The 19,736-nt window shown below is 73.8% G+C and carries 18 protein-coding genes and 1 pseudogene; 9 read left to right on the top strand and 10 right to left on the bottom strand.

What is annotated here, in order from left to right:
- Window positions 1-18 precede the first annotated feature (18 nt).
- From ET526_RS13995 to ET526_RS13970, 6 genes and pseudogenes are all read right to left on the bottom strand, one after another.
- Window positions 19-2,445: a xanthine dehydrogenase family protein molybdopterin-binding subunit gene (locus ET526_RS13995; RefSeq protein ID WP_135468328.1), complete on the bottom strand. Its 2,427-nt coding sequence runs from the start codon at window positions 2,443-2,445 to the stop codon at window positions 19-21.
- A complete protein-coding gene (locus ET526_RS13990; RefSeq protein WP_135468327.1) occupies window positions 2,438-2,932 on the bottom strand; it encodes a (2Fe-2S)-binding protein in 495 nt (164 codons plus the stop codon). Before ET526_RS13990 ends, ET526_RS13995 begins: the two co-directional genes overlap by 8 nt.
- 18 nt (window positions 2,933-2,950) lie before the next feature.
- Entirely contained in the window at window positions 2,951-3,835 is an 885-nt protein-coding gene (locus tag ET526_RS13985) for an FAD binding domain-containing protein (RefSeq protein ID WP_135468326.1), read from the bottom strand.
- A 297-nt stretch (window positions 3,836-4,132) separates the two neighbouring features.
- Window positions 4,133-4,510, bottom strand: coding sequence for a transposase (locus ET526_RS13980; protein ID WP_135468325.1), 378 nt, complete (start codon window positions 4,508-4,510; stop codon window positions 4,133-4,135).
- Window positions 4,511-4,719: 209 nt separating this feature from the next.
- Window positions 4,720-5,181: pseudogene (locus ET526_RS22085) on the bottom strand (helix-turn-helix domain-containing protein); the annotation flags it as partial.
- Window positions 5,182-5,321: 140 nt separating this feature from the next.
- Window positions 5,322-5,999 carry a hypothetical protein gene (locus ET526_RS13970; protein ID WP_135468323.1) on the bottom strand — a complete coding sequence of 226 codons (678 nt, stop codon included), beginning with the start codon at window positions 5,997-5,999 and terminating at the stop codon, window positions 5,322-5,324.
- 96 nt (window positions 6,000-6,095) lie between these two features.
- Here ET526_RS13970 and ET526_RS13965 point away from each other — a divergent pair, with 96 nt between their 5' ends.
- Complete coding sequence (locus ET526_RS13965) at window positions 6,096-6,284, top strand: hypothetical protein (RefSeq protein WP_135468322.1); 189 nt, start codon at window positions 6,096-6,098, stop codon at window positions 6,282-6,284.
- Between the two features lie 4 nt (window positions 6,285-6,288).
- Here ET526_RS13965 and ET526_RS13960 read toward each other — a convergent pair whose 3' ends face one another.
- From ET526_RS13960 to ET526_RS13945, 4 genes are all read right to left on the bottom strand, one after another.
- Entirely contained in the window at window positions 6,289-6,861 is a 573-nt protein-coding gene (locus ET526_RS13960; RefSeq protein WP_158295587.1) for a transposase, read from the bottom strand.
- 74 nt (window positions 6,862-6,935) lie between these two features.
- On the bottom strand, window positions 6,936-7,907 hold the full coding sequence (locus ET526_RS13955) for a quinone oxidoreductase family protein (RefSeq protein ID WP_135468320.1): 972 nt from the start codon (window positions 7,905-7,907) through the stop codon (window positions 6,936-6,938).
- A complete protein-coding gene (locus tag ET526_RS13950; RefSeq protein ID WP_135468319.1) occupies window positions 7,904-8,389 on the bottom strand; it encodes a methylated-DNA--[protein]-cysteine S-methyltransferase in 486 nt (161 codons plus the stop codon). Before ET526_RS13950 ends, ET526_RS13955 begins: the two co-directional genes overlap by 4 nt.
- A gap of 49 nt (window positions 8,390-8,438) precedes the next feature.
- Entirely contained in the window at window positions 8,439-10,493 is a 2,055-nt protein-coding gene (locus ET526_RS13945; RefSeq protein ID WP_135468318.1) for a thioredoxin domain-containing protein, read from the bottom strand.
- Between the two features lie 92 nt (window positions 10,494-10,585).
- Between ET526_RS13945 and ET526_RS13940 the strand changes: the two genes are divergently transcribed.
- From ET526_RS13940 to ET526_RS13905, 8 genes are all read left to right on the top strand, one after another.
- Window positions 10,586-10,975, top strand: a complete 390-nt coding sequence (locus tag ET526_RS13940; RefSeq protein ID WP_240048401.1) for a (2Fe-2S) ferredoxin domain-containing protein — start codon at window positions 10,586-10,588, stop codon at window positions 10,973-10,975.
- 31 nt (window positions 10,976-11,006) lie between these two features.
- Window positions 11,007-12,323 carry a tRNA uridine-5-carboxymethylaminomethyl(34) synthesis GTPase MnmE gene (gene mnmE, locus ET526_RS13935; RefSeq protein WP_135468317.1) on the top strand — a complete coding sequence of 439 codons (1,317 nt, stop codon included), beginning with the start codon at window positions 11,007-11,009 and terminating at the stop codon, window positions 12,321-12,323.
- A gap of 4 nt (window positions 12,324-12,327) precedes the next feature.
- Window positions 12,328-12,957, top strand: a complete 630-nt coding sequence (locus ET526_RS13930; RefSeq protein WP_135468316.1) for a hypothetical protein — start codon at window positions 12,328-12,330, stop codon at window positions 12,955-12,957.
- 33 nt (window positions 12,958-12,990) lie between these two features.
- Window positions 12,991-14,862, top strand: coding sequence for a tRNA uridine-5-carboxymethylaminomethyl(34) synthesis enzyme MnmG (mnmG, locus tag ET526_RS13925; RefSeq protein ID WP_135468315.1), 1,872 nt, complete (start codon window positions 12,991-12,993; stop codon window positions 14,860-14,862).
- Window positions 14,859-15,479, top strand: a complete 621-nt coding sequence (gene rsmG, locus ET526_RS13920) for a 16S rRNA (guanine(527)-N(7))-methyltransferase RsmG (RefSeq protein ID WP_135468314.1) — start codon at window positions 14,859-14,861, stop codon at window positions 15,477-15,479. Before mnmG ends, rsmG begins: the two co-directional genes overlap by 4 nt.
- Window positions 15,472-16,278, top strand: coding sequence for a ParA family protein (locus tag ET526_RS13915; RefSeq protein ID WP_135468313.1), 807 nt, complete (start codon window positions 15,472-15,474; stop codon window positions 16,276-16,278). Before rsmG ends, ET526_RS13915 begins: the two co-directional genes overlap by 8 nt.
- Complete coding sequence (locus tag ET526_RS13910; RefSeq protein ID WP_135468312.1) at window positions 16,275-17,156, top strand: ParB/RepB/Spo0J family partition protein; 882 nt, start codon at window positions 16,275-16,277, stop codon at window positions 17,154-17,156. Before ET526_RS13915 ends, ET526_RS13910 begins: the two co-directional genes overlap by 4 nt.
- Before the next feature lie 119 nt (window positions 17,157-17,275).
- Window positions 17,276-19,687, top strand: a complete 2,412-nt coding sequence (locus tag ET526_RS13905) for a recombinase (protein WP_135468311.1) — start codon at window positions 17,276-17,278, stop codon at window positions 19,685-19,687.
- The last annotated feature ends 49 nt before the right edge of the window (window positions 19,688-19,736 follow it).

Genomic DNA, 19,736 nt, shown 5'->3' with positions numbered 1-19,736 from the left:
CCTCGTATCTCCTGTCTGTCAGGTCGGCTCGCGCGTGGACTCGGTCGCGGCGCGCGCCATCTGGGCGGCGCGCAGGGTGCGCCAGATCGCGGCGGGGGTCATGGGCAGCGCATCCAGCGCAGCGCCGAGCGGGGCGAGTGCGTCGTTGATCGCGCTTGCGATCGCCGCAGGACCACCAAGATAGCCCGCCTCGCCCGAGCCCTTTTGGCCGAACTCGGTCAGCGGAGATGGCGTGCAGTGATCCACAATGGTGATCGGCGGCACTTCCTGTGCGGAGGGCAGCAGGTAGTCCATCAAGGAGCCCGAGAGGAGTTGGCCCTCGGGCGAATAGGCGAACTTCTCCATCAGTGCCGCGCCCAGCCCATGCGCGACGCCGCCATAGGTCATGCCGTGCACCACATCGGGGCTGATCATCACTCCGCAGTCGTGCCCTACCACGTAGCGGTGCAGCGCAACCTTGCCCGTCTCCGGGTCCACGCTCGCCAGCACCACATGGGCCTCGAAGGAGTGGCAAGGATACATCTGGATGCGGCCATCGGGGGTGGGCAGCCCACCGCCGCCGGGCACCTCCCACACGAAGCTCTCCTGGAGCCCCGGCTCCATCCCGGGCGGAAGGTTGTGGAACTCACGGTGTGCGATCTCCACGAGCCGAGCCCAGGAAAGGGCGCGCGTCGGGTCCGCGCGCAGCACGGCCGCGCCTTCGCGCCACTCCAGCGCCTCCTCCGCCACGCCAAGGTTGTGCGCGGCGATGCGCAGCATCTTCGCGCGGATGCGCTTCGCCGCTCCCGCCGCGGCGCCGCCCAGCATGATCGCCATGCGGCTGCCGACAGGGCTGTTGGAAGGCAGGGCGGAGAGTGAGTCCGCATGGATCACGCGGATGGAATCGGGTTCGCGCTGCAGCACCTCGCCCACCACGGTGGAGACCAGAGTCTCGTGCGCCTGGCCGGAGCTGGAGGTGGCCATCACCGCCGTCACCGCCCCGTTCAGGTCCACGCGGATCAGGCAGGAATCCATCCAGGTGGTGGTGGTGTTCTTCGGGTTGAACAGCGGCTCGAAGGAGGAGTTGCCGCCCGAGGGCTCGAGGCAAGTGGAGACGCCAATGCCCGCGAGCCTCCCCTGCGCGCGCAGCGCCTCGCGCTGGCGCAGCAGCTCGGCGTAGGGCGCGGCGGCGAGCGCCTTGTCCAGCACCCGTGCATAGTCCCCGGAATCGTAGAGCGTCCCGGAGGGGATCAGGTAGGGGAAGCGCTCGGGCGGGATTAAGTTGCGCCGGCGCAGTTCGATGCGATCAAGGCCCAGGAAGCGCGCGACCTTGTCCAGCCCCGTCTCGATCGCATAGTTGGTCGGAGCCTGGCCGAATCCGCGCACCGCCTCCTGCGGCGTCTTGTTCGTCAGCACCGAGATCGCCTCGTAGGCGACGCTGTGGATCGTGTATGGCCCGACGATGGCCCCCACCGGCTTGCCGAGCTGGAAGGGCGAGCGGCCGGCATAGGCGCCCACATCGTCCAGCGCGCGCATGCGCATGGAGCGGATGACGCCCTTGTCGTCGAAGGCAAGGGTCACGTCGAAGAGGCGGTCCGGCCCCTGCATGTCGCCGCCGCGCATGTTCTCCAGCCGGTCCTCCAGAAAGCGCACGGGCCGGCCGAGCTGGCGCGCGAGGAAGCCCACTAGGATGGCGTGCTTAAGGCCCCGCTTCACGCCGTATGAGCCACCTACATCCACGTCGAAATGCACGCGCACTGCGTTGCCCGGCAGGCGCAGGCAGCGCGCCAGCAAGTCCGGGAACTTCGGCATCTGGATGGAGGCCCAGACATCGAGCAGGTTGGTCGCGTCGTTCCAGGCGGCGGTGCAGACGAAGGTCTCGATGGGCACCGTGGCAGAGCGGCCCCAGCGCACGCGGTAGGAGAGGCGATGCGCAGCGGCGGCGAAATCCTCCTCCACCGGGCCCCAGACGAACTCTCGCCTGAAGATCACGTTGGAGCCACGCATCGGATGCACCAGAGGCGCGCCGGGCGCGATCGCGGCTTCGGGGTCCACCACATGCGGCGAGGGCGCATAGTCCACCTCGACGAGCTCGGCTGCGTCCTCGGCGATGGCGCGGCTGTCCGCCACCACAGCCGCCACCCACTCGCCGGCGTAGCGCACGACATCGCGCGCGAGCGGGAAGCGCCGCACCTCCGGCGCGTCCACGCCCGGCAGCATGGGCTCGATCTCCGGCTGGAGGTCCTCGCCGGTCAGCACCGCGTGAACGCCGGGCAGGGCGAGCGCGGCGGAGGCGTCCACGCTCAGGATGCGTGCGCTCGCATGCGGGCTCGCGACGATGGCGACGTGCAGCAGGCCGGGCAGGGCGATATCGGCCGCGTAGCGCCCCTGGCCGGTGACGAAGCGGCGATGCTCGACCGCCCGACGGTGTTGGCCGATGTAGCGGAAGCGCGGGGGCTCAGCCATGCGCCGCCTCCTGGCCCGAGGCGAGCTTCACCGCGTCCACGATCTGCTGGTAGCCGGTGCAGCGGCAGAGGTTGCCGCCGATCGCCTCGCGGATCTCCTCCTCGCTGGGACGCGGATTGCGCGCCAGGAGGTCATGGCAGGCGATGAGCATGCCGGGCGTGCAGTAGCCGCACTGCAGCGCATGCGCTTCACAGAAGGCGTTCTGCAGGCGCGAGAGTTCGCCTCGCGCGGGCGCGAGCCCCTCCACCGTGGTGACCGACAGGCCCTCCACCTGCAAGGCGAAGAGGCAGCAGGCGCGCACCGGTTCGCCCTCCAGCAGCACGGAGCAGGCGCCGCAGATGCCGTGCTCGCAGCCGATATGAGTGCCGGTGAGGCCGAGATGCTCGCGCAGGAAGTCCACCAGCGTGGTGCGCGGCTCCACGCAGGCGCGGCGCGGCGTTCCGTTGACGATGATCTCGACAGTGACGGGGGACGGCGGGGCCAACATGGGGGGTGGTCCTTCCTCTCAGATCGGGGCACGGGCCGGCGCGCCCGCCGCGCGCAGCAGGACGCGGCGCAGCAGCACGGCGGCGAGGTGGCGGCGGTATTCGGCGTCAGCGTGGGTGTCGGAGCCGGGCTCGCTGCGCGCCGCCGCGGCTTCCGCGACCTCTTGGGCGAGGCGCTCGTGGATGCGCCGGCCCTCAAGCTGCGCGGCGAGGTCGGGGAAGGCGAGCGGCGTGCCCGCCACCCCGCCGAGCCCGAGCGCCGCGCGGCGGCACACCCCGTCCGCGTCAAGCTGGATCTGGCAGGCAGCGGCGGCCATGGCGAAGTCGCCGTGGCGGATCGCCACCTCCTCGAAGGCGCAGGCGACGCCGGGCCCCTCCCACACCGGCCATTCGATGGCGGTGAGGCATTCAGCCTCCTCCGCCGCAGTGACCATGGGGGCGAGGAAGAAGTCGGCTGCGGAGAGGCGGCGCTCGCCGCCAGCGCGGCTCTGTAGCACCAACGTCGCGTCTAGCACGCAGGCGGCAAGCGGCAGTTCGGCCGAGGGATCGGCATGCGCGAGGCTACCGCCCACCGTGCCGCGGTTGCGCGTCTGCACATGGCCGACCCAGGCCAGCGCGGCGCGCAGCAGCGGCACGGCGCGGTGCAGCGCCGCATCTTCCTCCACCGCGCGCTGACGAGTCGTGGCGCCCATGACAGCGCACCGCGGGCCAACCGCCACTCCCTTCAGCGCCGGCAAGCGGTTGATGTCCACGAGCAGGGCGGGGCGGGCGAGGCGCATGGCCATCATCGGCACGAGGCTCTGCCCGCCAGCGATGGGCTTCGCCTCGCCGCCATACGCGGCGAGGAGGTCGAGGGCGTGGTCCAGGCTCTCGGCCCGGACATAGGCGAAAGGGGCGGCCTTCATGCCGGCCGCTCTTTCAGTGACGGGTATGGCATGGACGGCGCCCTTCCCACTGGGATGCAAGATGGCTAGGCGCCAAACCCGAGAGCAACAAACCAGAATTGCTCACATGTCGTGAGAAAATCTCACGATCCATGCGCTCGCGGCCGCTTGTCGGGAAAGGCGGCGGTCTGGCCGTTGCGGCCAAATGCCGAACCGCCGGTCAGCAGGATCGCGTGCGGGCGGCCTTGCTCGTCGCAGAGCGCGTGGATCCTGGTGGTGCGCCCGCCGCGCGAACGGCCAGATCGCCTGGCGGCAGGATCACCACCGCCCCTTTTTCGCGCCAGCCGCCGAGCGGTGCGCCTTCACCGCGGAACGGTCGATCAGCGTGACCTGCGGCGGGTCGGCGCAGGCGACGAGGGCGGCGAAGAGGCGCGGCCAGAGGCCGCGCTGGCTCGAGCGGTTCCAGCGGTTGAACACCGTCGTGTACGGCCCGTATTCCGGCGGCAGGGCGCGCCAGCGGCAGCCTTCGCGGAAGCGGTGCACGATGCCGCTGATCACCCGCCGGTCGTCCACGCGCCGCGGCCCGGTATGGACCATCGGCAGATGCGGCTCCATTGCCGCCCACGGCACGTCGCTCAGCCAGAACAGGCGCGCCGCGGTCCATCCCCCGCCGGTTGGCGGGGTGACTCCCCGCAACCCTCTCACGTCAATTGGGTACAGACCCTAGTTCGATCATCTGGCTGCTGTCGAGCACGGCTTCCTGGAACTTCGGCTTCGGGGCAGGCGCGGGCTACTGATCCTCGTCGAACTCCTTTGGTTTCGGTCCGTCCTTCGCCTTCGACGCCTCCGGAAGGGCGAACTCGACGGCGGCCTCGGGCGGGAGGGTCGCGGCCGCCAGGGTGGCTCTCGGGGTGCTGCGGGCGCACCGCAAGCCGGCGGAAGTCGAGCCGGCGCGGCAGCTTGCCGACGCTGCGCTCATGCAGCGCGACGCCGAACTCGCGCGCGGTCAGGTCGCGCGGATCAACCCGCCGCCAGCGCACCAGGCCGCCAGGCACTGCCGGGTCAGGCCCGCCTTCGACCCAGGCCTGCACCTCCGCCTCCTGCTCGGGCGTCAGCCGCGGCTTGGCGCCCACCGCGCCGCGACGATCGAGCGGCCCGGCCAAGCCCTCGGCGTTGCAGCGATGCACCCGGTCGCGCAGCGTCTGACGGTCCCTCCCGCGGCTCTCCGCCGCCTTCGCCCGCGACCTGCCCTCCAGCACCAGCGCGATCGCCAGCATCCGCCGCGCCGCCCGCGCATCCCCGCTTGCCGCCGCGGCTCGCCGTGGCTCCGAAGGCGGCCGATCCAACCGCGTCACCACAGCCGCCAACGTCCCGCCCTCCCGCGAACCGGCCGCAGGAGCCAGCCAAGCGCAACGCGCAGGGAAGCCGCCACGAGCAGTGCTCGGGGCCGTTGGTATGATCCGGCGGGCCGCCTTCACCGGCCCGGGGCGGCGGTGGCCCGGCCGCCTCATGCCCAGCGCGCCTGATCGGGGCGGTCCGTGGCGGTGAGCAGCGTGGTCGTATACACCACAGTCCAGGTGCAGAGGTCGTAGCGGCGGCTGAGGGCCTCGCGCACCGCGGCCTCGGCCGGGCCCTGCGGCAGCTTGGAACGCTCCCACATGGCGAGGTCCGGCCGGCGCGTCAGCAGCAGGCTCAGGATCCCCTCCCCGGCGCCGGGCATCTCGGTGGCGCCGGTCACCTCTCCCGAGCAGCGCCAGAGGCCGATCACCTGGGAGTCATAGGCGGCCTCGAAGCCGGGCCAGCCCTGGGTGCAGAGAGCAAGGAATTCCGCCCAGTCCCGCTCCGGGGTGAGGAACCAGCGGAAGGCGTAGTTGCCCTGCCGCTGCGGCGGCGCCGGCGTGGTGGGGCGGAGCGTGGGCGCCATCGCCCGGCTGGAGGCGCCGCGCACATCCGCCGTGCCGCCGATCAGCGCCGCCTCGGCCCGGGTGGCGTCCGCCAGCGCGGACCAGGCGGTGATGGCCGTCACCTCGTCCCGCGGGCGGCCGATCTGGCTGCGCCACAGGCCGTAGAGCGCGCCGCCCGCTTCCGCCAGCGCGGCCCGGCGGCGCGCCAGCGCCTCGGCCACCTCCCGCCAGCGCCGCGGCGCGGCGGTGATGCGGTGGTGCACATAGCCCGGCGCGCTCATCGCCTCCTCCGCCGCTGGACGCGCCCCGGCGCGGGCTGGCAGGCTTCGTCCCGGGGCCGGCACGGGGCGGGCCTCTTTGTGGGAAGGCGGCGCAGCATGGGACCGGTCGGCAGTTTCCTGGAACGCAATATCCTCGCCGTGCTCCTCGGCCTCGCGGTGCTCGGCGCGCTGGCGGCCGCGCTGGGCGCCGGGCAGAGCGCAGCGGTCATCGCCATGCTCTGGGGTGGGATCGTGATGTGGTGGACCGGCGCCGGCAATCCTACCGCCAGCACCGGCGGGGAGTGACCCCTCACGGCGGGGCGAACTTCCTTGACCGGACGCGCCTGCCGCCTGCGGTGGCGAGGCGGCGGAGGGTTCCGGGGGGCGGCCTCTGCTCGGGCAGGCGGTCGAGCAGGGCGGTGGTGGGGGTGGCGAGGCGGTGGGACACATCGCGGTTGGTCAGCATCCGGGGCAGCATGGGCCGGGCGCTGAGCAGGCCGAGACGCTGGGCGAGGTCGAGGCCCTTCATGCCGAGCAGGCGCATGGCGCGGCGGGCGGCGCGGCGGAGCCGGTACTCGAGGGCGCGCAGCGCGGGCGGTGCCTTGGGGTGGGCGAGGGCCTCGAGCAGTCGGGTCCAGAGGCCGGCCTGGGCGAGGCGGTGGAAGTGGCGGGCGATGGTGGTGCTGCGGCCGTAGTGTTCGGGCCGGGCGCGCCAGGGCAGGCCGGTGGTGGCGGCGCGCAGCCTGGCGTCGAGGCGGGGGCGCGGATCGGTGCCGAGGGGGCGGCCCGGGCGGCGCTCGTGGCGGCGGAAGGGGCGGAGCGCCTGCCACTCGGCGTTGGAGAGCGGGGCCCCCTTGCGGTCCTGCCACGGAACATGACACAAACAGAACGGCAGGGGCAAAGGGAAAGGGCGGGGCGCCCCGCCTCAGCCCAGGCGGCCGGGACGCGGCGCCCCCCTCAGGGCAGCAGCACCGTGCTGCCCGTCGTCCTGCGGCCTTCCAGCGCGCGGTGCGCCTCGGCGGCGTCCTTCAGCGGGAAGGTCTGGTTGACGCGGATCTTCACCGCGCCGGAGCGCACCACCTCGAACAGGTCCTGCGCGGTGGCGAGCAGGTCCTCGCGCTTCGCCGTGTAGGTGTTCAGCGTCGGCCGCGTGACGTAGAGCGAGCCCTTGGCGGCGAGGATGCCGAGGTCGGGCACCGAGACCGGGCCGGAGGCGTTGCCGAAGCTCACCATCAGCCCGAGCGGCCGCAGGCAGTCGAGCGAGGCGAGGAAGGTGTCGCGCCCGACGCTGTCGTACACCACGGGCACCATGGCGCCGCCGGTGATCTCCTGCACCCGCGCCGGGATGTCCTCGCCGGACAGCAGCGCGTGGTCGGCGCCGTGGGCCTTGATCAGCTCCGCCTTCTCCGGCGTCGAGACCACGCCGATGACGGTGGCGCCGAGGTGCTTCGCCCACTGCACCATGATGAGGCCGACGCCGCCGGCGGCGGCGTGCAGCAGGATGGTGTCACCCGGCTGCACCCTGTAGGTGCGCCGCAGCAGGTACTGCGCCGTCATGCCCTGCAGCATCATCGCCGCGGCCTGTTCGGTGCTGATGCCCTCGGGCAGCTTCACCAGCCGGTCGGCGGGAACGCAGCGCGCCTCGGCATAGGCACCGAGCGCGCCGGCATAGGCGACGCGGTCGCCGGGCTTGAGGTCGGTGACGCCCTCGCCCACCGCCTCCACCACACCGGCGCCCTCCATCCCGATGGTGACGGGAAGCGAGGGGGCCTTGTAGAGGCCGGTGCGGAAATAGACGTCTATGTAGTTCAGCCCCACCGCCTCGTGCCGCACCAGCGCCTCGCCGGGCTTCGGGTCCGGCCGGGGCACCTCCTCCCAGACCAGCTTCTCGGGGCCGCCGGGCTCGTGGACGCGGATGGCGTGGTTCATGTGGGGGCTCCTTGCCGGCGCGCGCGGCGTTCGAGGTCGAGCAGGTAGCGTTTCGTAGCCAGCCCCTCGCCGCCGGAATAGCCGCCGAGCGCGCCGCCAGTGGCCACGACCCGGTGACAGGGGATCAGGATCGGGATCGGGTTGGCGCCGTTGGCCCGCCCGATGGCGCGGGCGGCGCGGCAGCCGACCTCGCGCGCGATGTCGCTGTAGGTGCGGGTCTCGCCGGGCGGGATGCGGCGCAGCGCCTCCCAGACGCGGCGCTGGAAGGCGGTGCCGCGCGGGGCGAGGGGCAGGTCGAAGGCGACGGCGCGGCCGTCGAAATAGTCCTGCAGCCGCACGGCGGCCTCGCGCAGCAGCGGCGTCGGCGCCGCCGCCCCGCCCTCCGGGTGCAGGCCGCGGCCCCAGTCCAGGGCGACGATCGCCCCCTCCTCCTCGAACAGGGTCAGGTCGCCGAGCGGGGTGTGCAGGCTGAGCTGAGGCATGGTCGCGGGTCCGGCAGGGGGCGGATGCCACACCCGCCCGCCCCCGCCGTCAAGCCGCCGCTCGGGGGCGGGCCAGGGCGTCGCGCAGCGCGGCGGGCTCCGCCACCGGCAGGCCGCAGGCGCCGGCGCGGCAGACATAGGCCGCCGGGGCGCCGCCGACCGGCCCCTTGCCGTGGGCGGGGTGGCCCGGCGGCAGCGCCCCGGGTGCCGCGACGCGCAGCAGGGCGAGGGCGGGGTCGGGGTGGGCCAGGGCCGCCTGCGCCAGCGCCGCCGCGCGCGGATCGGCGGGGTCGCCGGCGATGACGACGCCCGCGCCCTCGGTCAGCAGGTCGGCGGCGGCGAGCAGGGTGGGCATGGCGGCGAGGCCGCGCTCGAGGCCGGTGAAGGCGCCGATCGTGGCCTCCGCGGCGGCGCGCCAGCGCGCCTCGCCGGTGAGGTGGAAGAGGCGCGCCTGCACCTCCGCCATCAGCCCGTTGCCGGAGGGGGTGGCGTTGTCGCCGGCGGTGCGGCCGCGCACCAGCACGTCGGCGGCGTCGTCGGCGGAGGTGAAGTAGCCGCCGTCGGGGGCGGCGAAGTGGCGTTCCGCCGCCTCCATCCAGCCGAGGGCGCGGCGCAGGCACGCCGCCTCGCCGGTGGCCTCGAACAGGGCGAGGGCGGCGCGGGCCATGGCGGCGTGGTCCTCGAGCAGCCCGGCCGCCGAGGCCTGGCCGGCGCGGAAGGCGTGGTGCAGGCGGCCATCGGGCGCGGCCATGCGCGTGGCGACGACATCGAAGGCGGCGCGGGCGGCGCCGAGCCAGTCGGGGCGGCCGAAGACCGTGGCGGCGCGGGCCAGGGCGGCGATCATCAGCCCGTTCCAGTCGGCCAGCACCTTGTCGTCGCGCCCGGGCGGCACGCGCCGCCACCGCGCCGCGAACAGGGTGGCGCGGCAGCGGGCGAGGGTGGCCTCCGCCGCCTCCGAGAGCGGCTCGGGGTGGCGGCGGCGGTTGAGGATGGTCCTGTGCTCCCAATTGCCCTCGGGGGTGACGTCGTAGGTGGCCTTGAACAGGGCGGCCTCCTCCGGGGGAAGCAGGGCGTCGATCTCGGCCTCGGTCCAGACGTAGAATTTCCCCTCCTCGCCCTCGCTGTCGGCGTCCTGGGTGGCGGCGAAGGCGCCGCCCTCGACGGTCATCTCGCGCAGCAGCCAGCCGACCGTCTCCTCGGCGCGGGCGGCGTAGAGCGGATCCGGGCGGGCGGCATGGGCCAGCGCCAGCAGGTCCAGGATCTGCGCGTTGTCGTAGAGCATCTTCTCGAAATGCGGCACCAGCCAGATGGCGTCGGTGCTGTAGCGGGCGTAGCCGCCGCCGAGATGGTCGTAGATGCCGCCCTGGCTCATGCGGCGCAGCAGGATCTCCACCACCTCGGCGCAGGCGGGCTGGCCGAGGCGGAAGCGCATCTGCCACAGGAAGCGGAACACCGGCGGGTTGGGGAATTTCGGCGTGCCGGAGAGGCCGCCCTCCTCGCGGTCGGTGCCGCGCACCAGGGCGAGCGCCACCTGGCCGAGCAGCGCGGTGCCGGGCAGCGGGCCGGGGTTCGCCGCGGCCATGCGGGAGAGGGCCTCGCGGATCGCGGCGACGTTCTGCGCCACCTTGTCGCCCTCGCGGCGGTAGGCCTCGGCCACGCCCTGCAGCACCTGGCGGAAGGAGGGGCGGCCCCAGCGCGGCTCGGGCGGGAAGTAGGTGCCGCCCCAGAAGGGCTCGCCCCGCGGGGTGAGGAACATGGTCAGCGGCCAGCCGCCATGCTCGCCCATCAGGTGGAGCGCGTTCATGTAGAGGGCGTCGATGTCCGGCCGCTCCTCCCGGTCCACCTTGATGTTGACGAAGAGGCGGTTCATCAGCGCCGCCGTCTCGGCATCCTCGAAGCTCTCATGGGCCATGACGTGGCACCAGTGGCAGGCGGCGTAGCCGATGGAGAGCAGGATGGGCCGGTCGAGCGCCCGTGCCTCGGCCAGCGCCTCCGGGCCCCAGGGGCGCCAGTGGACGGGGTTGTCGGCGTGCTGCAGCAGGTAGGGGCTGCTGGCATGGCGCAGCAGGTTCTCGGGCGGGGGAAGGGAGGGGGCGTCGGACATGGTGCGCGGGCCCTGGCCGCTGGGGGATGAGGCCGCTAGATGGGGCGTGCGTGGCGGGCTTCCCAGCCGCCCCCCGCCCGGAGAGAGTCGACGTGACCGATGGCCAGCCCCTGCCCGGCAGGGCAAAGGACGACCCGCCCCTGTTCTACCGGGCCCATGTGTTCGTCTGCTGCAACCGGCGGCCGGAGGGGCATCCGCGCGGCTGCTGCGCCGGCAGGGGCGGCGAGCGGCTGCGGGACTACATGAAGGCCCGCGCCAAGGAGCTCGGCCTCCGGGATGTGCGGGTGAACATGGCGGGCTGCCTCGACCGCTGCGAGTTCGGGCCGACGATGGTGATCTACCCCGAGGGGGTGTGGTATCGGCCGCGCACCACCGAGGATGTGGACGAGATCCTCGCCGTGCATCTCCAGGGCGGGGGGCGGGTGCGGCGGCTGATGCTGACCGAGCGGGACGTGCCGCCGCCCAAATCCACCGGGGGTTGAGCTCGGCCGCCGGGGCGGGGCCGGTGGTTGCATGAATGGCGATACGATCTTCGCCCTCGCCTCCGGCGCCGGGCGGGCGGCAGTGGCGGTGATGCGCCTCTCCGGCCCCGAAGCCGCCAGGGTGCTGGCGGCGCTCGCCGGCCGCCTGCCGCGCCCGCGGGAGGCGACGCTGCGCCGGCTGCGCCACCCCGCCACCGGCGAGGCGCTGGACCGGGCGCTGGTGCTGTGGTTCCCCGGCCCGCGCAGCTACACCGGGGAGGATGCGGCGGAGCTTCACCTGCATGGCGGCCCGGCGGTGATCGCCGGGGTGGCGGAGGCGCTGGCCGCCGCCGGCGCCCGTCCGGCCGAGCCCGGGGAGTTCACCCGCCGCGCCTTCCTGCACGGCAAGCTGGACCTGACGGCGGCGGAGGGCATCGCCGACCTGATCGCCGCCGAGACCGCGGCGCAGCGGCGCCAGGCGCTGCGCCAGGCGGAGGGGGCGCTGGCCGCGCTCTATGGCGGCTGGGCGGCGCGGCTCTCCCGCCTGCTGGCGCGGCAGGAGGCCTTCATCGAGTTCGAGGAGGAGGACCTGCCCTCCGGCCTCGACGCCGCGGTGGCGGCCGAGGCGGCGGCGCTGCGCGCCGAGATCGCGGCGCATCTCGACGACGAGGGGCGGGGGGAGCGGCTGCGCGAGGGGCTGCTGGTGGCGATCCTCGGCGCGCCGAACGCGGGCAAATCCTCGCTGATGAACGCGCTGGCGGGGCGGGAGGTGGCGATCGTCTCCACCCGCGCCGGCACGACGCGAGACGTGGTGGAGGCGCGGCTCGACCTCGGCGGCGTGCCGGTGACCCTGGCCGACACGGCCGGGCTGCGCGAGGCGGCGGACGAGATCGAGGCGGAGGGGGTGCGCCGCGCCCGCCTGCGGGCGGGGGAAGCCGACCTGATCCTCGCCGTCTTCGCCGCCGACGCCCCCCCGGATGCGGAGACGCTGGCGCTGGTGCGCCCTGGCGTGGTGGTGGTGGCGAACAAGACCGACCTCGCCCCGGCGCCGGCGCAGATCGGGGGCGAGGCGCCGATCCCCGTCTCCGCCCGCACCGGGGCGGGGCTGGCCGCGTTGCAGGCACGTCTGGCCGAGGCGGCGGCTTCCCGGGCCGGGCTCGCGGCGGAGGCGCCACTCACCCGCCCCCGCCATCGCGCGGCGCTGCGCGAGGCGGCGGGGTGGCTGGCAGCGCTGGAGGCCGCCCCCCTGCCGGAGCTGCGGGCGGAGGCGCTGCGCGCGGCGCTGCGCAGCCTCGGCCGCCTCACCGGCCAGGTCGGGGTGGAGGCGGTGCTTGATCTGGTCTTCGGCGAGTTCTGCATCGGGAAATAGGGCGATGGGCGAGGTCTTGGAGTTCTACCGCCGCTGCGCCGCGCTGCGGCAGCGCTTCCAGGACGCGGCGCTGCGCACGGTGCCGATGCCGAAGCTCTTGGAGCAGGCGCGGCGGCTCGGCCTGCCGGTGACGGAGGCGCTGGCGCAGATTCCGGATGCGGACCTCGCCTTCGCCTTCGACCTCGCCGTGCACACCGCCCTGCCCGGCCGCTCCCGCGCCATCGAGCGCGTCGCGCGCCAGCATCGCGGAGCCGGGGAGGAGGAGGCGCTGGTGCTGCGCGGGCTGGAGCGGGCCTGGTTCTCGGTGTTTCGCGTGCTCGGCCCGCATCCGGAGGCGGGGCTGCTGCTGGAGGACGCGCTGCTCGGCGGCGAGGCCTGGGTGATGGACGAGGCGCTGGCGGAGAGTGCGCCAGCGGGCACGGTGCTGGCGACGCGCCTCGCGCGGGTGCGGGGCTTCGCCATCACCTGCGGCGCGGTGGCGCCGCTGGATGAGGCGATCCTGGCGGGCTTCCGCCGCGCCCTCGCCGGGGCCGGCACGCCGCCCGCGGAGATGGCGGCCGATCCGCGCTTCGCGCTGCTGATCTACCAGCGGGCGCTCGGCTTCCATCTGAGCGATCCCGACGCCGAGGGCTGATGCCGGTCGGGGCGCTCCGCTATATGCGCCCCCATGGTGGATGAGAGCTGGGATGTGGTGGTGGTCGGCGGCGGCCACGCCGGCGCGGAGGCGGCGGCGGCGGCGGCCCGCTGCGGCGCGCGCACGCTGCTGCTGACGCACCGGATCGAGACCATAGGGGAGATGTCCTGCAACCCCGCGGTGGGCGGCATCGGCAAGGGGCATCTGGTGCGGGAGGTGGACGCGCTGGACGGCATCATTGCCCGCGCCGCCGACGCCGCAGGGATCCATTTCAAGCTGCTCAACCGCAGCAAAGGGCCGGCGGTGCGCGGCCCGCGCGCGCAGGCCGACCGGGCGTTGTTCCGCCGCGCGGTGCAGGCACTGCTGCTCGCCACGCCGAACCTGACGCTGCGGGCGGGGGCGGTGGAGGATCTGGCGCTGGACGCCGCCGGCCGGGTCGCGGGCGTGGTGACGGCGGAGGGCGTGCACATCGGCGCGGGGGCGGTGGTGATCACCACCGGCACCTTCCTGCGCGGCGAGATCCATATCGGCGAGCGGCGCATCCCTGCCGGCCGGGCGGGGGAGGCGCCCGCCCTCGGCCTTTCCCGCACCCTCGCCAGGCTCGGCCTACCGCTGGGGCGGCTGAAGACCGGCACGCCGCCGCGCCTCGACCGGCGGAGCATCGCCTGGGCGGCGCTGGAGGCGCAGCCGGGGGACGACCCGCCCGAGCCGCTCTCCTGGATGACGGAGCGGATCGTCAACCCGCAGCTCTCCTGCGCCATCACCTATACCACCGAGGCCACCCATGCGCTGATCCGCGCCAACCTGCACCGCAGCGCCGTCTATGGCGGGCGGATCGAGGGGGTGGGGCCGCGCTACTGCCCCTCGATCGAGGACAAGGTGGTGCGCTTCGCGGAGAAGCCGCGGCACCAGATCTTCCTGGAGCCGGAGGGGCTGGAGGACGACACGATCTACCCCAACGGCATCTCCACCAGCCTGCCGGAGGAGGTGCAGGCGGCGGTGATCGCCTCTATCCTCGGGCTGGAGCGGGCGCGCATCCTCCGCCCCGGCTACGCCATCGAGTACGACCATGTGGACCCGCGGGCGCTGCGCCCGACGCTGGAGCTGCGCGCTGTGCCCGGCCTGTTCCTCGCCGGGCAGATCAACGGCACCACCGGTTATGAGGAGGCGGCGGCCCAGGGCGTGATGGCAGGGATCAACGCCGCCTGCCGCGCCGGCGGGGCGGAGCCCGACCGGGTTCTGGGGCGGGGCGAGGCCTATATCGGCGTGATGCTGGATGACTTGGTGCTGCAGGGCGTCACCGAGCCCTATCGGATGCTGACCGCGCGGTCGGAGTTCCGCCTCGCCCTGCGTGCCGACAATGCCGGGCTGCGGCTGACGGAGAAGGGCATCGCCTGGGGCTGTGTCGGCGCGGAGCGCGCGGCGTCGCACCGACGCTTCGCCCGTGCCGTGGACGAGGCGCTGGCCCGCGCCCGGCAGGAGGGCGCGACCCCGGCGCAGTATCAGGCGGCCGGCATCGCGGTGAACCAGGACGGGCGCTGGCGCAGCGCGCTGGAGGCGCTGGCGCTTCCCGGCCTTTCCGGCGAGGCGGTGGAGCGGCTCTTTCCCTGGCTACGCGGGCTGGCGCCGCGGGTGCGGGCGGAGCTGGAGGCGCGGGCCCTCTACGCCCCCTATCTGGAACGCCAGGCGGCGGAGCTGCGCCTGCTGGAACGGGAGGAGCGGCTGACGATCCCGGCGGGGCTGGATTTCGGGGCGGTGCCCGGTCTCTCCCTGGAGATGCGCCAGCGCCTGTCCCGGGCGCGGCCGGCGACGCTCGGCAGCGCGGGGCGGGTTCCGGGCGTCACCCCGGCGGCGCTGGCGGCGCTGGCCGTGCATCTGCGGCGGCTGGAGGGACGTTCCACGTGAAACAGGCGGCAGACCCCGCCCTGACGGTTTCACGTGAAACGGAGGCGCGACTGCGAGAGTTCCTGGCGCTGCTGCGGCGCTGGAACCTGCGCATCAATCTGGTGGCAGACCGCGACGAGACCGCGCTGTGGCGGCGCCACGTTCTCGATTCGCTGCAATTGGTGCCGCTTCTGCCTGAGGGCGCGGGGCCGATCGTGGACCTCGGCTCCGGCGCCGGCTTCCCGGGACTGGTGCTGGCGATGGTGACTGGCCGGCCGACCCACCTGATCGAGTCCGACCGTCGCAAGGCCGCCTTCCTCGGCGAGGCGGCGCGCAGCCTGGGGCTTGGCGTCGTGACGGTGCATCCGCACCGCATCGAGGCAGCCGCCCCGCCGCCTGCCGCGGTGGTGACCGCCCGTGCCCTGGCGCCGCTGCCGGAGTTGCTGCGCTATGCCCACCCCCTGCTCGCGCCGGGCGGCGTTGCCCTGTTCCCGAAGGGGCGCCGTGTGCAGGAAGAATTGACCGCCGCTGTCCGGGGCTGGACAATGCACGTCGAACGCTTTCCAAGCCGGACCGACCCGGTCGCTACCATCCTCCGTCTCAGCGAGATCCACCCTGCCGCCGGCGCCCATGCCTGACCGCGCTTCCCCGCGCATCGTCGCGCTTGCCAACCAGAAGGGTGGCGTCGGCAAGACGACCACCGCCATCAACCTGGCGACCGCGCTCGCCTCCGAGCACCGTGTCCTGCTGGTGGATCTCGATCCGCAGGGCAATGCTTCCACCGGCCTCGGCCTGGACCGCGGCGCGCGTGGCCTCGGCACCTATGCGCTGCTGGTGGGGGCGCAGCCGCTCGCGGCCGTGATCCGCCCTACCGCTGTGCCCCAGCTTTCCATCGTCCCCGCCGATCCCGATCTGGCCGGCGCCGAGGTGGAGCTGGTGGAGCTGGAGGACCGGGAACGGCGGCTGCGCCACGCGCTGCGGGCGGCACCCGAGGCGTTGCGCGGCTACGACTACGTGTTCCTGGACTGCCCCCCTTCCCTGGGGCTGCTGACGCTTAACGCCCTGGTGGCGGCGGAGGCGGTGCTGGTGCCGCTGCAATGCGAGTTCTTCGCGCTCGAAGGTGTCAGCCAGATCACCCAGACCATCGAACGCGTGCGGCGCGGTCTCAATCCGGCGCTCGGCCTGGAGGGCATCGTGCTGACCATGTTTGATCGCCGTAACAACCTGTCCGAGGCGGTGGCCCAGGACGTGCGCGGCTTCTTCAAGGACAAGGTGTTCGAGACCGTGATTCCGCGGAACATCCGGATCAGCGAGGCGCCCTCCCATGGGCTGCCGGTGACCCTCTACGATTTCCGCTCCCCGGGGGCGCAGGCCTATGTGCGCCTCGCCGCGGAATTCCGCCGCCGCGACCGGGCCCGGGCGAGGAGCGCCGCATGAGCGTCGTGCCGACCAAGCGCCCGCCCCGCCTCGGCCGCGGCCTCTCCGCCCTGCTCGGCGACCTGCCCGCTTCGCCCGACCCCATCGAGGCCGCCCCGCCCGGCGGGGAGGGTCTGCGCACCGTCGCCATCGAACTCCTGGAACCGAGCCCCTTCCAGCCGCGCGCCGCGGCGGAGCCCGGAGCGCTGCAGGAGCTCGCGGACTCCATCCGCGAGCATGGCCTGCTGCAGCCCATCCTGGTCCGCCCCAAGCCCGGCGCGCCGGGCCATTACCAGATCATCGGCGGGGAGCGTCGCTGGCGCGCGGCGCAGCAGGTGCCGCTGCACGAGGTGCCGGTCGTCATCCGCGAACTCGGCGACCGCGAGGCCATGGCGGCGGCCCTGGTCGAGAACCTGCAGCGCCAGGACCTCAATGCGCTGGAGGAGGCGGAGGGCTATCGCCGCCTGCTCGACGAGTTCGGCATGACGCAGGAGGCGCTCGGCCAGGCGGTGGGCAAGAGCCGCAGCCACGTCGCCAACACGCTGCGCCTGCTCGGCCTGCCGGAGCGGGTGCGGGACCTGCTGCGCGACGGCGCTCTGACGGCTGGCCACGCCCGCGCGCTGCTGACCGCGCCGGATCCTGTCGGCCTCGCCCTGCAGGTGGTGGATCGGGGCCTGAACGTGCGCCAGACCGAGGCGCTGGCCGCCGCCAAGCCGCGCTCCGAGCCGGCCTCGCCCGCTGTCCGCGACCCGGAAACCGCGGCGCTGGAGCGCGACCTTTCGGACCGGCTGGGGCTGAAGGTGTCCATCCGTCACGCCGGCCGCGGCGGCCAGGTGACGATCCGCTACCGCGATCTCGACCAGCTCGACGGGTTGGTCCGCCTGCTCGGCGGCGGCTGAAGGCGGCAGGGCCGCACACGCCGGGTGCAGAATGATACCGCCATATAGTTGGTGACGGCGGGACAGAAACCCTATATCTAGTGTCCGGGGTCGCTCCCGAAGGATGCGGAGGGCACAGGATGGATGGGTTCCTGCCGGCGTGGTGCGCGGCCGCTCCCGGTGCCAGCTTCGGGGAGGCGCCGCTTCCCCCCCGCGCGCTGGAGGCGGGCATGGGCCTGGCGGTGGCCCGCCGCACCGTCTTCCGCCCTGGCGATGCGGAGGATTGGGGCCGGGTCGCCGACCGCGTCGCCGCCGGCAACATGGCGCTGCTCGGCCCGGCCGCCGATCCGGTGGAGCAGGCGCGGCTGCGCAACGCCATCGCCACCGGGGCGCTGATCACCTCGGGGCGGCACCTGCAGCATGGCGATGCCAACCAGCCCCGGCGCAACATGGAGGTGTTCACCAACTGCGCCACCGCCATCGCCTCCTTCACCCTGTTCTACCTGCTGCTGAACGGCAGCGGCGTCGGGCGGGCCTATGACGACGCGCTGGTGGCGGTGGACTGGGCCGGGGCGCCGCGCCTGCTGCTGCACCTCTCGCCCGCGCATCCGGATTTCCCGCACCGGCGCGAGGATCTGCACCGCTTCGGCGTCGAGTTCGGCCTGCTGCCCTGGGGCACCGGGCTCGAAGCCTTCACCGCGGCACAGGAGGCCGAGATCCGCGCCTGGATCGCGCGCGAATTCCTCGCCGACCCGGCCGAGGCGCCGCCCGGTGCCCTCCGCCACGCCGTCGCCGACAGCCGCGAGGGCTGGGCCAAGGCGGTGGAGCTGCTGGAGAGCCTGGCCTTCGCCGGCGCGCGGGACGCCACGCTGCTGCTTGACTTCTCCGTCATCCGCCCGCGCGGCGCGCCGATCGGCGGGATGCAGGGGCGCCCGGCCTCCGGCCCCCTCTCGCTGATGCGCGCCTTCGTCAACCTGCGCCACCACGTCATCGAGCCCGCCCGCCACCGCGCGCCGGGAGACGAGGCGATGGCGCCTTGGGAGCAGGCGCTGCTGGTGGACCACTACCTCTCCGTCGAGGTGCAGGTCGGCGGCGCCCGCCGCGCCGCGCGCATGGCCACCAAATCCTGGCGCGATCCCGGCATCTTCCGCTTCATTCGCGCCAAGGCCGAGGGCGGGCTGTGGACGGCGAACAACTCGGTGATGGTGGACGCCGGGTTCTGGGAGGGCGTGCGCGCCGCCCGCGCCGGCAGCACGGCGCCGCTCGACCGCCACGCTCTGGCGGTGTTCGAGGAGGCGACGCGCTGCGCCTTCATCAACGGCGAGCCCGGCTTCATCAACGGCGACCGGCTGGAGGATTGCCGCGCCGGCACCGCGCGGGAGAAGCCGGTGCACGAGGACGGGCGCGACGTGCGCTCCGCCCGCTACCGCGCCGACCATGCGGTGGCGCTGCTGGCGGAGCTCGCGCGGCGGGCGCGGACGGCGCGCTTCCCCGTCACCACCAACCCCTGCGGCGAGATCGTGCTGCACGTCACCGGCGGCTATTGCGTGATCGCCGATTTCGCGCCGCTGCTCGCCTGCCCGGTGCCGTTCGAGCAGGTGGCGCCCGGCGCCGTGCCGCCCGGCATCGCCGCCGAATGGGATGCGCGGGTGGAGGACAGCGTGCGCCTCGGCGTGCGCTTCCTAATGCGCGCCAACCTGATGGACGCGCTCTACGCCGAGGAGGTGCGGCGCACCAACCGCATGGGCATCGGCCCGACCGGCCTGCACGAATGGGCGTGGATGCGCTTCGGCCTCGCCTTCGACGACCTGCTGGACGAGGCGCGCGCCGCCCCGTTCTGGGCGATGCTGGCGCGGCTCTCCGCGGCGGCGAAGGCGGAGGCCGATGCCTATGCCGCGGCGCTCGGCCTGCGGCGCCCCTTCACCGTCACCACCGTGAAGCCCGCCGGCACCACCTCCAAGCTGTTCGGCCTGACCGAGGGCGCGCACCTGCCGGCGCGGCGGCAATATCTGCGCTGGGTGCAGTTCAAGGGCACGCGCGACGCCACCGGCGCCTGGGCCGCCGACAGCGATCCGCTGCTCGCCGAGTACGAGGCGCGCGGCTACCCGGTGCGGCCGCTGCGCAGCTTCCCCGGCATGAGCATCGTCGGCTTCCCGACCCTGCCGCTGATCCAGCGCCTCGGCTTGGGGGAGCGGCTGGTGACCGCGCCCGAGGCCTCGCCCGAGGCGCAGTATCGCTGGCTCGAATTGCTGGAGAAGCACTGGATCGGCGCCGCGCGGGGCAACCAGGTCTCCTACACGCTGAAGGTCTACACCGACCGCCATGGCCTCGATGCCTTCCGCGACATGCTGCTGGCGCACCAGCCGCGGATCCGCTGCTGCGCCATCCTGCCGAGCCGGCCGGACCATGCGCTCGGCTACGAGTACCTGCCGGAGGAGGAGGTGCCGATGGACCGCTTCGTCGCGCTGGTCGAGGCGATCCGCGACCCCGCGCTGCACGAGGCGGTGGATCTCGCGCATCTGCACTGCGCGGCCGGGGTCTGCCCGCTCTAAAGTCTGTTAGACAATCTTTGCCTAGGCCGCGTGGACAAACCGGTAGGCT

The organism is Crenalkalicoccus roseus (genome assembly GCF_004761865.1).
GTDB classification, from domain to species: Bacteria; Pseudomonadota; Alphaproteobacteria; order Acetobacterales; family Acetobacteraceae; genus Crenalkalicoccus; species Crenalkalicoccus roseus.
The sequence above is the reverse complement of the archived record's forward strand: the minus strand, read 5'-3'. Positions and strand labels throughout refer to the sequence as shown.